This window comes from Amycolatopsis sp. NPDC004772 (assembly GCF_053601215.1).
Window position 1 is genome coordinate 132,365 of record NZ_JBSGBK010000007.1, and the last position, 13,180, is coordinate 145,544.

Annotated in this window: 16 protein-coding genes; 7 read left to right on the forward strand and 9 right to left on the reverse strand. The window is 67.1% G+C overall.

Going from position 1 to position 13,180, the window contains the following annotated elements:
• Positions 1 to 385: 385 nt before the first annotated feature.
• Together ACWEF6_RS07040 and ACWEF6_RS07045 are read left to right on the forward strand one after the other, a co-directional pair.
• Positions 386 to 619 (forward strand): hypothetical protein, encoded by a 234-nt coding sequence (locus ACWEF6_RS07040; protein ID WP_206796295.1) that lies wholly within the window; start codon positions 386 to 388, stop codon positions 617 to 619.
• A 2-nt stretch (positions 620 to 621) separates the two neighbouring features.
• Positions 622 to 1,056, forward strand: coding sequence for a hypothetical protein (locus ACWEF6_RS07045; RefSeq protein WP_449682065.1), 435 nt, complete (start codon positions 622 to 624; stop codon positions 1,054 to 1,056).
• Between the two features lie 3 nt (positions 1,057 to 1,059).
• Here ACWEF6_RS07045 and ACWEF6_RS07050 read toward each other — a convergent pair whose 3' ends face one another.
• Positions 1,060 to 2,106, reverse strand: coding sequence for a hypothetical protein (locus tag ACWEF6_RS07050; RefSeq protein ID WP_449682066.1), 1,047 nt, complete (start codon positions 2,104 to 2,106; stop codon positions 1,060 to 1,062).
• A 101-nt stretch (positions 2,107 to 2,207) separates the two neighbouring features.
• Here ACWEF6_RS07050 and ACWEF6_RS07055 point away from each other — a divergent pair, with 101 nt between their 5' ends.
• From ACWEF6_RS07055 to ACWEF6_RS07065, 3 genes are all read left to right on the forward strand, one after another.
• A complete protein-coding gene (locus ACWEF6_RS07055; protein ID WP_449682067.1) occupies positions 2,208 to 2,450 on the forward strand; it encodes a hypothetical protein in 243 nt (80 codons plus the stop codon).
• A complete protein-coding gene (locus tag ACWEF6_RS07060) occupies positions 2,447 to 3,055 on the forward strand; it encodes an N-6 DNA methylase (RefSeq protein ID WP_449682068.1) in 609 nt (202 codons plus the stop codon). Before ACWEF6_RS07055 ends, ACWEF6_RS07060 begins: the two co-directional genes overlap by 4 nt.
• A 70-nt stretch (positions 3,056 to 3,125) precedes the next feature.
• Positions 3,126 to 3,410, forward strand: a complete 285-nt coding sequence (locus ACWEF6_RS07065) for a hypothetical protein (protein ID WP_449682069.1) — start codon at positions 3,126 to 3,128, stop codon at positions 3,408 to 3,410.
• Positions 3,411 to 3,414: 4 nt separating this feature from the next.
• Here the strand turns inward: ACWEF6_RS07065 and ACWEF6_RS07070 are convergent, their stop codons facing one another.
• From ACWEF6_RS07070 to ACWEF6_RS07080, 3 genes are read right to left on the reverse strand one after another with little or no spacing between them, the layout of a single operon-like run.
• A complete protein-coding gene (locus ACWEF6_RS07070; RefSeq protein WP_449682070.1) occupies positions 3,415 to 4,833 on the reverse strand; it encodes a hypothetical protein in 1,419 nt (472 codons plus the stop codon).
• Positions 4,820 to 5,911: a caspase family protein gene (locus ACWEF6_RS07075; RefSeq protein WP_449682071.1), complete on the reverse strand. Its 1,092-nt coding sequence runs from the start codon at positions 5,909 to 5,911 to the stop codon at positions 4,820 to 4,822. The genes ACWEF6_RS07070 and ACWEF6_RS07075 overlap by 14 nt, the downstream gene beginning before the upstream one ends.
• Positions 5,902 to 6,894 (reverse strand): hypothetical protein, encoded by a 993-nt coding sequence (locus ACWEF6_RS07080; RefSeq protein ID WP_449682072.1) that lies wholly within the window; start codon positions 6,892 to 6,894, stop codon positions 5,902 to 5,904. Before ACWEF6_RS07080 ends, ACWEF6_RS07075 begins: the two co-directional genes overlap by 10 nt.
• A gap of 1,008 nt (positions 6,895 to 7,902) precedes the next feature.
• Between ACWEF6_RS07080 and ACWEF6_RS07085 the strand changes: the two genes are divergently transcribed.
• Together ACWEF6_RS07085 and ACWEF6_RS07090 are read left to right on the forward strand one after the other, a co-directional pair.
• Positions 7,903 to 8,730: a hypothetical protein gene (locus tag ACWEF6_RS07085; RefSeq protein ID WP_449682073.1), complete on the forward strand. Its 828-nt coding sequence runs from the start codon at positions 7,903 to 7,905 to the stop codon at positions 8,728 to 8,730.
• A complete protein-coding gene (locus tag ACWEF6_RS07090; protein ID WP_449682074.1) occupies positions 8,727 to 9,629 on the forward strand; it encodes a hypothetical protein in 903 nt (300 codons plus the stop codon). The genes ACWEF6_RS07085 and ACWEF6_RS07090 overlap by 4 nt, the downstream gene beginning before the upstream one ends.
• A gap of 60 nt (positions 9,630 to 9,689) precedes the next feature.
• Here ACWEF6_RS07090 and ACWEF6_RS07095 read toward each other — a convergent pair whose 3' ends face one another.
• The 5 genes from ACWEF6_RS07095 to ACWEF6_RS07115 all read right to left on the reverse strand — a co-directional run bounded on the left by ACWEF6_RS07095 (position 9,690) and on the right by ACWEF6_RS07115 (position 13,158).
• The gene (locus ACWEF6_RS07095; protein ID WP_449682075.1) at positions 9,690 to 10,592 is read right to left on the reverse strand and encodes a hypothetical protein; all 903 of its coding nucleotides are present in this window, start codon (positions 10,590 to 10,592) and stop codon (positions 9,690 to 9,692) included.
• The gene (locus tag ACWEF6_RS07100; RefSeq protein WP_449682076.1) at positions 10,589 to 11,461 is read right to left on the reverse strand and encodes a GNAT family N-acetyltransferase; all 873 of its coding nucleotides are present in this window, start codon (positions 11,459 to 11,461) and stop codon (positions 10,589 to 10,591) included. Before ACWEF6_RS07100 ends, ACWEF6_RS07095 begins: the two co-directional genes overlap by 4 nt.
• Before the next feature lie 86 nt (positions 11,462 to 11,547).
• Entirely contained in the window at positions 11,548 to 11,718 is a 171-nt protein-coding gene (locus tag ACWEF6_RS07105; protein WP_449682077.1) for a hypothetical protein, read from the reverse strand.
• A 22-nt stretch (positions 11,719 to 11,740) separates the two neighbouring features.
• Positions 11,741 to 12,841, reverse strand: coding sequence for a radical SAM protein (locus tag ACWEF6_RS07110; protein ID WP_449682078.1), 1,101 nt, complete (start codon positions 12,839 to 12,841; stop codon positions 11,741 to 11,743).
• A gap of 20 nt (positions 12,842 to 12,861) precedes the next feature.
• Complete coding sequence (locus ACWEF6_RS07115; RefSeq protein ID WP_449682079.1) at positions 12,862 to 13,158, reverse strand: hypothetical protein; 297 nt, start codon at positions 13,156 to 13,158, stop codon at positions 12,862 to 12,864.
• Positions 13,159 to 13,180 lie beyond the last annotated feature (22 nt).

Here is a 13,180-nt window from a genome sequence, read left to right on the forward strand (position 1 = left end):
CGACACGAAGACGAGGCGCCGGAAATCGCGGCCGTGGAGTGGGTCGCCGACCACCTGGAAGCCCACGGCCACCTCCTCGTGCACGGCTCGACGATCGCCGAAGTCATCGGCCGCGTTCAAGCCGCAGCCGATGTCCGCCCGGTCGCGGCACCGCAGGACGTACGGCTGCGGATTCTGCCAGCGGCTGGTGGCAGACGGAGACGTGCCACTGCCGGCGCTCACTGGCGTGTTCGAACCACCCGAGGTGGCACTACCGCCCGGCCGCGGCCACCGATCGGAACGCCTGGCGAGGCGCCGAAGTGCGGCTCGTGCTCGCGGTGAATCAACCCGGCGCGGCGGGGACGTGACTCCTGCGTCCGAACTCGGCTCTGCCACGGAGGAAACCGTGTACGAATACTCCGACGACGAACTCGACCAGGCCGCGACTTCCGCCGCGCAGCGGTTCGACCTGGACACCCCGCACGCCCGCGAACTGGTCGACATCGTCGCGACCGCGCTCACCGAGGGCGGCGACGCGATCGACGACGCGGCCTGGGACGTCCAGGACAACGACCCGGGCGTCGCGGGGGAGGACTTCGTCGACGACGTCGCGAACAACCTCGGCTACGACCTCCCCTGACCGTGGATCCGGTACTCGACGGCGGCGCCGACCGCTACGTCGTCCTGCAACGCAAGGGCCAGCTGTTCCCCGCGATCTACGCCGCGGCTCACCGGCTTTGCCGGCTGCCAGTCTGGCGGGGACGTGACGCCGTCGATCCCTCACCGGTGCTCGACGCCCTTGAGGACTCGGCGATGCAGGCTGCGTTCTTCTGCGGCGAGGAGATCAATGCGTCGCTGGAGCGGCTGCTGACCGCGGCTCGAGCTGTCGTCGACACCGTCCGGACTATCCAGGCGTCCAGCCGGCCGGGCTTCGGCGGCAACGTCGACGAGCGGCTTCGGCCTGACGACGATTTCGGCCGCCGTCGGCTGGACCACGCGATCACCGCGTTCGTCGAAGCCGCCCGCTCGGACCTGCGCATCGATGGCGGCTGGCTGCCCGTGCATCCGGCGAGCTGACGGCTATTCGCTGGTGCGGGTCGGTGGCGTGTCGACCAAGTTCACCTTCTTGGTGATGCGGACCGGCGCGTCGACCGGCCCGCGCCAGTGTCCGGCTATCGGCGTCAACCGGCGCAGCGTCCTGCCCGGGCCATAAGCCTGGCGACGGATGAACGGCGCGACCGGGAACCGGACACTCACCGTCCGTCCCGATGGCTCGCCGCGATGAGCCGATCGCGAAGAGGCCTTGCGACTCACCGAGACCACCCTGACCGGCGTGGCGCTGTAACCCGCCCGTTCGGCGCGGACGCGCTGAGTCCGGGGGAGGTGCTCTTCTGTGGTTTTCGTCAACGTGTTCGGCGTGCAGAAGATCCAGCCGGCGTGAACGGTCTGCAGCCACCCGATCGTCGTCTCGGCGGCGGCGATCTGGTCGGGCTGAATCACTCGGCCATCCGGGGCAGGCTCCAACGAGGCCGAGGTCGCGCCCCACGGCATGTAGATCTCGTTGTCCCAGGTCAGCTCGGCGTTTTGCTGGTGGGCTGTCAGCTCGGCCTCAGCAGTGCTCGCTCCCATCCACCGAGCCAGCCGCTTGATCGCCGCGAAGTCGGTGACACTCCAGAAAGAGACCCAGAGCCCCCCGGTGTCCGAGGAGAGCAGCTCGGTCCCGCCCCAGGACACGGCGACGATGTCGATGCGCTTGCCGTCCTCGCGGACGTACTCGGCCAGCGGCTCGGCGAACAGCATGAACCCCGTCGACGCCGGGATGTCCTGCGGCTGGATGTCCCAGTGGTCTCGCAGGCTCGGCGCCGCTTGACGAACGAGACGCGTGATGTCGGGGGTCACGTAGAAGAGCTGTGCCTGGCTGAGCCGCTGGTGCTCGTCGTCGAGCAGGAGCCGCGCGCCGAGGTCCGGCTTCACGACGGGACGTAGCGTCCCGCGCTGGCGGCGCAGAGCCTCTGCCGTGTGCAGGTGGGCGGCCGGGGTCAGGAGATAGTCGGCCAGGTGCTCGCGAAGGGCGGGCAGTTGCCGCGGTGGTGGGGGCGACCAGCTGGGTGATTCCGGGACGTTCATCGGGGCTACAGCTCCTCCTGCAAACCTTGTGTACGAAGTGCTCGCGGTTTACGGTAGACAAACCTTGAGTACTAAGTCAACAAGGATTGAGGAGTCTGAAGATGAAGATCCGCAAGCACCGTTCGGGCAAGGCGTCAGCGAGCAACCCGATCAACGCCGAGGCCCACGCCCTGACCCTCGCCGTCGAGGTTGCCTCCGCCTGGCATCGGGGTGGCGGCGCCGATCGGCCCGAGGTGCCGCTGGGAATCGTGGCGACCATCGCGGCCGGCGGACTGCTCGTCGACCGGGCCGACCACGTGGCCGAGGGGATGCTCTCGACATCGCCCGCACCGTCTGGGCCGTGACCTTCAGTCGCCGCCCGGACCTCGCGGAGTCGGTGTACCTGTTGCTGGGGTGGCTCTTCGCCGACAACGATCAGGCGCTGCGGCAGCGGATCAAGGCGACCGCCGATGCCGCGCTGCGCGCCGGGCAACTCGACCTGACCGCCACCGAGCGCCGCTTCGACTGCGACGTGCTCGGCCCGCTTCTCGGTGCGCTGCGATCCCGGACAGCCGCGAAGGTCAACGCGCAGATGTACACCCCCGGCGACATCGCGTGCGCGCTGACCGCCGTCGCGCTCGACGATCTCGAGCCCGGGCGGTCGTTCTGCGACGACGCCGTCGGCACCGGCGGGCTCTTGCGCGCCGCCGCTGCTGTCGTCCGCAGCCGAGGCCTCGACCCGGCCGACATGGTGTGGTTCGGTGCCGACGTCGACGACCTCGCGATCGCGGCGGCCGCCGTCAACAGCATGATCTGGGGCCTCGGTCCGCGGGTCTTCCTCTACGTCGGAGACGTCCTCGCGCACCCGCATTGGGCGGATGAGGCGCGTCTTCGCCGAGCCCGGTTTCTCGAAGAGCTGGACAGCCTGAACAACGGGGTGAAGCTGCTCGACTTCATCAAGAAGCTCTGACCTGGTCGTGGCCGACGCGCCGCGACGCCGAATACCGCGGTGACCTGCTCATCCCTGCTAACTTCCCGACGTGGAGCACGTCGAGCGGCAGATCACGGACGGCCCGGCCGCACCGGCTGGCGCGACCTTCCGCTACGCCGACATGGTGGAGATCGGCACCTGGTTCAACGTCAGCCACCGCGCTGTGGCGAACTGGCGCTCCCGCTACGCCGACTCGCACCCGTTCCCGGAGCCGGACGTGATCATCGGCCGGACGCCCGGCTGGTCACCTGATCGCCGAAGCGAGATCGAGCAGTGGGAGGCAGGGCGGCCAGGCCAAGGCGCCGGTGGCGGCCGTCCACGCAAGGCGGATTGACCAACTACCAATTTCCAGGATGGCCGCGCGAGCCGGCCCGGTCATGGGCGGGTATAGGTTTTGCGGCGGCAGCCGTGCCGGTCCCGGTGGAGCCTTCCTGTAGGACGGCTCGTACCAACGTCCTGGGGTAGTGCAGGCGTCGGGAGAGTTCCGTCTCGCCGAGCGTTGAAGCGGCAATGGCGATGCTGGTGTCGTCGAACTCCGCCACTTCGTCAAGGTAGGCGCGGACGCGGGCGATCGCCGGCGCCGGTGGCGGAGCGATGCCAAGCTGCCAATGCTCAGGACGGATGGAGACGGCCTTGGTCGGATCCGTGATTTCTTCGGTGGACTGCCAGCGCAGCCAAGGCTCACGGAATCTCGCGTATGCGGCTACGTGCTCGGCCGGACTGCCTGCAGGAAGGACCGTATCCTCCTTGCGGTCCGAGGGCAGCAGGCAGCGGCGGTAGGAGGAGGTCAGCATGGGCGGCCATAGCACGGACACGTTGGATGGCCGGTCGATCTGCAGAGCCAGCGCTGCGACGAGTGCCAGGACATCCGGGTGCTCGCCGAGTTCCTTGTAGAGGGTATCGATCTCGGAAGCCAGCTCGGCGAGGTCTGCGCCGCGGGCGACCAAAGCGTGCATCGCGAGCAGCCGAACCATGGGATTTCTGGCGTAACGGCCGTAGCGGTCCTCGGCCATAGCGAGGGTGGCGGTCGCGAACCCGGTCCGAAGATCAGCCAAGGCGAGCTCGGCTGCAGCGTTTCCCGGGGCATTGGGTTCCCAGCCCGTCTCGTCAAGTTTCGCCATGTGGATCGACATGGCGTCGACGTCGGGTCGATCGTCGATGCAAGGGATGAACAACAGAGTCTGCCAACCGGGGCAGAGCCACACCGTCTGGTCGCAGGGCGGCGTCTCGCCCCTTGGTTGACTGCGCAGGATGTACCCGCCGGTGGGCAACCGGAGTCGAGCCACAGCGATCGAAGGCCTGGCGACCCATGTAAAGGCGGCGGTCAGGTCTTCATGCAGGCGGGACAGCAGAGACAGGCCCATCTCCTCAAGGAGCGTCAGGTCGTCGAATCCTCTCAGGATGATCATGAGGGCGGACTCGGGGCCGTCGCTGTATGAGAGCCTGACGGACTGCTCGTTCACGAACTCGCCGTGCATGTCGGGGTCCGGCGTTCCGGAAACCGGGCTGGGAGGCAGAAAGCCCACCTCGAGCAGCTCAGGTTTCCGGTTGTCGCCCGGCTCGACGAACACCAGGCGCGATGTCGTGTTGATCCCGATGCGCGCCGAGATGCGGTAGACCCCGACGGGTACTCGGATGTCCAAGGTGCTGATGCCGGTCACGACCTGCCGGAACTGAGCGTCGACGACGTTCAGCAGGGCTCCTTCCGGTCGACTTTCGATGTGAAGGTCGCCCTCGTGGGGTTCAGAGCTGGACATCAAGACCATCACCGTCCCGGGCCGATTCGCTGAGCACTGAGAACTTGCCGTCGTTGCGGAAGGGGGTTCCTTGATAAGTGTTAGAGACGAAGACGGCGTAATACCCGGGCGGTAGGTGAAGCACGGCGGGTTCGTCGTTGACCACATCCCATGTCTGAACCGCTCCGCTTGGCTGGAACAGGTCAACCTTGCCGCGGTAGCCGTCCGGGAATCTGAGCCGGACCGAGTGCAGAGGTGGCCTCGATGGCGGCGAGGCGAGCAGGATTGGGCTCGCGGCATCCGTGATGACCTGAACCGTCTGCGGGCTGTGGCGAGTCGCGGTGGCTTTGCGGACCGCCTCCTTGAGGTAGGGGGCGATGGTGACGGACGTGATTCCGCCGGCTTCCTCGTTGACCGGTGCCTCCTTCAGCGCGGCGATGAGAGATCTGGTGAAGTAACCACGACGCTGGGCCGGCGGGATGTTCTCGTCGGTTTCCTCGTAGGCCACGTGATCCGGCGCCGACGCGTAGCACGCCATCTGCTTGACGGTGGCCAGCGGACGGCCGCACCGGCTGAACGGCGGGGGCATGCCCTCTGCCGAGCCCTTCCACGAGCGGCAGCAGTCCGCGAAGGCCACCACCTCGCTGACCGGGGCACAGCGTGCGTACCAGGCGAGGTACTGGCCGAGGTCGATGTTGTGCAGAAAGTCGCGCTGCTGGTCGAAGTTGGCCATCAGGAGCGCGGTGCTCTCCGACCGGTCGGGCATGATCCCGTGGCCGGCGACGTAGAGATAGAGCCGTGAGGCAGCCCAGCGATCGGGATCGCGGTCGATCGCGCCGATGGCTTTGGCGTGGAGGCTGCCCAGCGCGCGGTCGATCTGGTCCTTGACCGGTGTCGCGGTGTCGGACGACGTCATGGCTGTCGCGTCCTCCGGCGTGATCACGACTTCGACGTTCTCTTCGGGAAGGTTGCCGCCCTCGCCATCCGTCAGCCACGCGTGGAAGGCGCGGGCGTCGTTGACCGGGGCGAGGAGATCGCTGAGGCCGGGGTAGCGTCCGATGCCGACAACCAGGGCGTAGTGGTGGGCGTTCATGGCCATGCCAGGAACGTCGCGAGGCTGGCGAGGAGCAGGGGATCGTCGTCGAACTCGCTGTGGCGGTCGGCAGCACTCCGAGCTCCGGCCGGTGCGTCGGCTGGACTGGGGGAGTAAACGACGTGGCCAGGCTGCGACAGGAAGTCGGCCACCTCTCCAGGGATGACCGGAGCTGGCTGGAGGTAGCGGGCCAGCCCGACGAGCGGCTCGACGGAAGAGTCACCGTTGGCGTCGCGCTCAAGCAGACCCGAAACCAGGTAGAGCAGCGACCGCGGGTACAACGGGCCAAGCAAGTGATCGGCTTGTTCGTGCCGGTCGTCCATGGTGAACATGAGGAAGTCCGAGATCTGCGATTCCGCGGCCTTCAGCGTGCCTGCGAAATGTGTGTATGTGGCAGCGGGGGCTTCGAGGACGATCCGGAACTTTGCGGTATCCCGCCAGCCGGGGTCGGGCAGGCTGGCGACGTTTCGCAGGAACTCGCCGATGAAGACAGCTCCGGTGCTGTGGCCGACCAGCGTGATCCGCGGGCCCGGCCCGTTGCCGATGCGCTTCGCGAGTTGGTCCAGGAAGTACCGGCCTCCGCGGATGGTGCCACCCTCTTGCCGGCCGAACGTGTCCTGGGTCTCCTTCTTCATGGCGTTCCAGACGGCCCCGCCGGCATTCGCGAGGTAGAACGCACGAAGGGTTTCCTCGACGATCGTCGGGTACACGCCATGGTCGTTGTGGTGGACGAAGCGTTTGATCACCTGGGCGATGATCTGGACGCACTTCTTCGCGACGTAAATCATCGTTGCCGCTGATCGAGCGCCCTGTTCACCCGCGAGTTCGTTCAGGACCAACGGATCGATGAGCGACGTCGTGGAGCCGCGGACCCGGCCAGCCGACCGCGACCCGATCTCGACCTGCTCCGGAAGATGACCGGCGAGGACCTGGTCGGTGGCGTGGGCGAGATCGGCATCGAGGCTCAGTTCTGCCTCGATCGCCCGCACTCTCGGCGTCGCTCAGTTCCGTCGTCGCCGATCGGTAGTCGTCGAGTTCTGGTGCAGCCGGTAGGTCGATCGCGGGTTTCAGGACGGGACGAAGTCGTGAGTAGACGACGCTCTCGCGTTCCGGTGTCAACCCACCGGCGGTCCGTGCGCCGTCGTCCTGGCCGAACTTGGCCAGTACGAACTTCGTGACCTTGACCAACGCCGTACGCATGAGGTCTTCGGTCAGGATCTCCGAGACGTTGTGCTCCAGGGTCTCGAGCAGGCCGCTCTGCCAGACGAAGAAGACTGGGTCGGCTCCGGCTGCGTCGTATACGGGCAGGAGGTTCGCAGCGACCTTCAGGCCGTTTTCGCGGGACACCAGGCCGCCGTGAAAATGCAGTACGACGTGGGATCCGCCAGCGACGCGGTCGACGATGGCCTTGATGGTCTCCTCGGTCGTGTCGCCGGAGAGGTCACCATTTCGCCCCGTTTCGATAATGTGATCTGCCAATGTCATGGCGCACCTCCGATCGAGCCAGGTAAACGCCAGTCGCCTGCCGATCGGTCGCCGTTACCGTGGCGGAGAGATGTCGGGAATCCGTGACCTTGCCGATGCCAGCCCGTTGCCTGGCAGCTTGCTCGTACGGGTGCCTGTGTCTGATCGTAGAGCACCTATCTGTAACAGCATTTACGGTGTGGGCGACTGCGCAGTCGCCGGCACAGTTTGTCGCTGTGTGGCGGGCCCTTTGCAAGTGAACCTAATCGAGGCTGAAGGCGATGAACGCGTGGTGGAGAACGAGGCGGGTCGCTGCCCTGACCGTCACTTTCGCGGTGCTTGCAGTCGCGGGCGGGGCGTACTGGTGGTGGGCCGGTCGCTCCGAGCCCGTTGGAGCGCATGACTCAAGCTCGGCGTCACCGAGCGATGAACAAGTTGTGCCAGTGCCGCCCGATAAGGACACGGAAGTCGTCCTCAACGATCATTGGACTGTCCGTATCCCGGCTGGGGGCGCCGGTCCTCAGACTGCTCAGTTGACCGTCGCCAAGCTGCCGGTACCCATCGACGTCGGCGAAGGTGTCGGACTCGGTGCAGCGCAGCTGGTGTTGTCCAGTGGGCAGCCTGCCAAGCCGTGGACGTTCACCTGGCGGTTCGATGAACCCCTGGAGCCAGGACGACGGTTGTATCTGGTGGACGACTCCGGGAATGGCTCGGCGTACGGCATCTCCGCCACGCCGCGAGAGGGGATTGATGCGGCAGTCACGTCCGCGCGAGTGCACGTCGCCCGGCTGAGCCCGGACCGTCGCTCCGGCAGCGTGGACGTGGCACACCTGAGCTTCAAGGAGTGGGTTGCCGACGCGGCGGGTGATCTGACGCACAAGATCGGGGAGTTCTTCGATCAACGAGGGCCAGAGCCGGAATGCAAGGACCGGAACGGTAAGGTGACTGCGCGTCCACAGTGGCTGTCCGACGCGGTCTTCGTTGACGACGTGAACGCTCCCATGCGTGTCTGTGTCGGATCGGACCCGGCGAAGAGCGATCTCGTCGAAGTGGATGTCGTGAACAACCGTGGGGGAGCGTTGCTCGTGAAGGTTCCCGTCGACCCGACGTGGGCCTGGACCAGTGGTCTTGGGGTGGCAGTCGAGGACTGGGTTCCCGGAGTCATGACCCAGCTGGTCGAGTACCTGGGCGTTCCCAGGGGGATGCGTCGCAGACCTGGGTGGTACTGCCTGGGCAGCAGGTGCATTTCGGATTCTCCCAGGAGAAGTTGCGTCAAGTCGGCAGCTCCGCTCAGATCACCAGTTCCTTCACGAACTCCGCAATCGTTTTCGGGCTGCTCTACCGGATCATCTCGGATGTGATCGGCAAGGACTCCGGTTCATGGGCGTTCGGCGCAGTACTGGCCTGCGGTCAGAAGGCGCTTGTCAAGGGCAAGGAGGACAACGTCTGGCAGGGGCTTGCCGCCGTGGCCCGTTGCGTGATCGAAGACCCGGACGGGATCGTCAAGGCGATGAAGAAGGTTCTATCTCCGAATGCCTGGAAGCGGATTCAGGGCGCGGTGGGTGGTTGGTCAAAGGCGGTCAAAGGTACTCTCACGCGATACCTGATCATCTTCCAAGGCGAATTCGTCATACTCGACAACCTGCTGACATTGAACCTGCCGGCGTCGGCCTTCACGGTCACCTTGTTCCTCAAGCCGGTCGTCGTGCCCACGAGAGTCGTGACCGTGGTACCCGTTGACCGTGGCATCAACGCGAAACGCGGGTACACCGTCACTCCCGGATACGACGGCGTCGACAGCTGTAGTTCGTCGTTCGCTTCGGTTGGGTCCGACATCGTCGTGTGCTCGCCGAGCGCGGCCGGCGCCGACGTCTGCTGGGTCAAAGCCGACCGGCGAACGTTGCTTTGCGGCGGTTGGCCGTGGGAAAAGGCCTTGCTCGGGGTGACGGCCAGCGGCCCGGTTCCCCACGTCGGGAAGGACCCCGACCCCGTTCCCTGGGCTCTCGAACTGGCCGATGGTGCGCGATGCCGGCTCCGCAACGGTGGATCGTGGGGAGGCCGATCCGACGGCCTCGTCGGTGCCTACTGGTGTGACAAGTCGGATGAGTTCGTGCTGACACCGCAGGACTCAACGCCGATCGTCGACAAGTCGTCCCCGGCATGGACGGTGCGGGTCGGAGATCTCCAGAATCCGGACAGCGTCCTGCCGCCGCCGAAGAAGGTTCGCATCGTCACTGCGTACTTTGCAGGATCGCCGTGACGTCGGGCCGGCTGCAACCGGGGCAACTATGCGACGACGGCGTGCGGTGCTCGTAACCGGTCACGGACGCCAGCCTGTCTGCGCTGAGCCGGGCGCGGCGGAGCTCGCGAAAGTGTCGAGCGGATCCGGCCCATCGTCGAAGTGGGTTCGATGGCTCTGCCATCGGGAAGCGGCGTCGCGGAGTGCGAGCTTCCACGGTTGCGGGTCTTCGTCGGCGATTTGAGCCCAGAGGCGGGCGTTGATGTTGACGAAGGCGGCGAGGCCGTCGGGCGGTACGTCGTCCCAGGCAGCGAGAGTTCGAGCCCAGGCTTCGGCTTCGGTGGGGGTGTGGCCTTCGGCGATGAGCCAGAGCGCGGCGCAGGCAGGGTCGATCCAGGACGCGCCGAGGGTGGGCCAAGCCCAGTCGACCAGCCAGGCACGGTCGCCGTCGACGAGGATGTTGTTGGGGTTGGGGTCAGTGTGCAGCAGGTGCTCGCCGGCGAGCAGCGCCAAGTCGGCGGCGTCGGCCAGGCCGCTCCAGCGTTGTTCGATCCGAGGCAGTGGCAAGTCTGGCGTCTCGAGTTCGCCGAGCCGAGCGAGCGTGTCTGCCACGGCGGCCAGATCGCGGGAGCGGGGAGAGAGGTCGGCCGCGCGGCCGGGAACGTAGTCGAATGCGAGCAGGTCCCAGCCGGCGACGTCCAGGTGCCAGTGCAAGTGCGGCGCGACGCCGGTGAGGTGCGGGGCGATCGTGGCTTCGCGGTGCTGCCCGCGAGCACGAGGATGGTCGCTGTGCGTTCCTTTGACGAATACGGCTGTGTGGGCGGTGTGGAGCACGGCGGCGAACGTGGAGTTCAGCCCGCTGGTCACCGGCTCGACGCGGCGGATCTCGCCAACCTCGGCCTCGACCGCGGCGCGGACCGCTGGAGGGAGGGTGACGCGGTCGCGGGTGCCCATGGACGCGGCTGTGCTGTCGGACTGTTTCACGCGGCCACCGCGCAGGTGAAGCCGAGGGTGGTCAGCCCTTCGGAGCGGAACAGCGATTCCGACGGCCCTCCAGCGGCGGCCTGCAGCAGCTGGTAGTGCGCGCCGTTGCCGACGCCCCAGGCCATGGCAGCCCGCCACAGGGCGCGGCCATCCCCGCGGCCGCGGTGCCCGGGAGCGACCGCGAAGTATTGAGGCAGCAGGACCGGTGCCCCGTCGCGATCGCGCATCACGGCGAGCGGACCGATCGCCCCGAGGACCACTCCGTCGTCGACGGCGGTGAAGATCGGTCCGTCGACGCGACCTTCACGCCAGCGCTGGTACAAGAACCCGAGCCCGGTTTCCGGTACCTGCTGGACCAACTGGACGAAGGTGTCCTGAATGGACGGCGGGCAGGCGTCGAGATCGCGAATTCGATCTGCAGCGCCGGGCCCGTCCTCCTGGGTGAACGTCTTGAGCAGGACCCGGGTTCCTGCGGCGTCGGTCTGCGGTGGCTCGGGGGTGAACCAGATGACGCGGCCAGTGGCCGCGCCGTAGGCCGCGCACCATCGGCGTGTCGCCGCGCGCAGAGCTGCGGTGTCGGGCTCGGCGGTACCGTAGACGTGGGTTTTTAACATGCCGGCTCCGCGGTGGGTGAGCGTGGGGATGATCGTCAGGTCGGGGCGGTGGACGATCTTGTCGACGAGGACGGTCTCGGACTTGGTCGCCGACCAGCGGCTTTCCTTGTCGAACGGCAGCATCTTCCCGGTGCGCGCGGCGGCGACGACCTCGTCGAAGATCTCCGGCCCGAGCGTGTCCGGGTGTACCGGTCCCAGGGTGGGGACGACGGGCACCTGCAGGACGCGGCGCAACCAGCTGGGCCGGAATCGCATTCCGGCACGCTACCTGCCGCCATCAGGCCGCTCGGTGACCCCCGGCAGGAGACACGCCGGAGGTCACCGAGCTGGTGAACGCGCGGCTAGTACGGGTTGTCGTCGCCGGCGTTGCAGCTGCACTTCGACGACTCGACGAGATCGTCCAGGTGCTCGACGAACTCGATCCCGGCCGGGCCGCGTGGGGCGGTGAGCGGCACGGGGATGGTGGTGCCGCTCGGGTCGCGCCGTTCGAGCGGGACGAGGACAGCGGTCATGATTTTTCCTCCCTTCGGTTGATCAGTGCTGGCAGTAGGCGCTCAGCGGGGCTTTGGCTTTCCGGTAGAGGGTGACCAGTGGCATGCAGGTGCCGCAGCTGCCCTGCAGCTGGCAGCCGGTGCAGCCGCCTTGGCGTAGCAGCAGCCGGTCCGCGATCCCGCCCAGCTGCGCCAGCCCGGCCAGGCCTGTCTCGAGGAGAGGGATCTGCGGGTCGCGGCCGACTTTGCAGATGCTGGCCATGCCGTGCGGGTCGACGTGGAAGAACGTGTGCCCGGCGTTGCAGCCGGTGAACGGCTTCCGTTTGCGCAGGTACTCCTGCGACTGCGCCGGGAGGCTCTCCGCGCCGCCGTAGATGGTGGGCGACATGTTGGAGAACACGTGGTGCGGCAGCTCGAAGCGCTCGGCGAGTGCCTTCATCGCGTCCAGCTCGTGGGCGTTGCGCTGGGTGACGATCAGGTTCAGGTTCAGCGGCAGGCCCGCCTCGTGGGCGGCGGCCAGGCCGCGGGAGAACTTCGCGAACGATCCCCGGCGGCGGGTCAGCCCGTCGTAGGACTCGGCCGTGGCGCCGTAGACGCTGATCGTGAGTCGGTACGGCCGGTACCGGGTCAGCAGCTCGAGGATGTCCGGCTGGGCCAGGCGGGAGCCGTTGGAGGAGATCGACAGCATCATCCCCAGTTCGAACGCCCGCTGGTAGACCGCGGTGAACAGCTTGTCGATCAGCGGTTCGCCGCCGGTGAGCTGCAGCCACAGCACACCCGCGTCCGAGAGCAGCTGCAGCAGCCGTTCCCGATCCGGCCAGGAGAGGCCTTCGAAGCGTTTCAGGCCGAGGTAGCAGTGCTCGCAGTCGTAGTTGCAGCCTAGGTTCAGCTCGTAGGAGGCCCGACCGTAGGCGTGACCGGATGGCGCGCGCATCAGGACCACGTCGGCCAGCAGGCGGCCGGAAAGATCCAGATCCGGCCAGCGACGGCGCGCCGCGTCGACCAGCCAGCCCGGACACGGATTTCCGCCTTCGGTGGACGACAACTCGGCCCACAACCGCGCCGGCAGCCGGATGCCGGACTCGCTGCCAGGACGCAGGACGAGGTAGTCGTCAAGGAACGGACTGACGATGAGTTCGAACACGGAGAACTCCTTGTCGCGGTTTAGCGGATTGGGTGTCCGGTAAAGCGGCGCTGTTCGACGAAGGCGATCGAGGCGTGAATCTCCTCCTCATCCGGGACGGGCAGGGCCGCGTTGACCACAACCGTGAGGCTGCGGCGGCGAATGTCGATGAAAAGCGGATCGATGTCGGTGTGCTCGCAGAGCTCACGTAGGGCGGTCTGCCAGCGTGCGGGGTCGTTGTCCGGGCCGAGGTGTTCCCAGGGCGTGACGATCCACTTTCCGCGCTGGAGCGCCGCGGTGATGTGTTGCGGGTCGGATATCCAGCGCGGGGCGGTCATGGCGGGAACCCGGCCCGGAGCC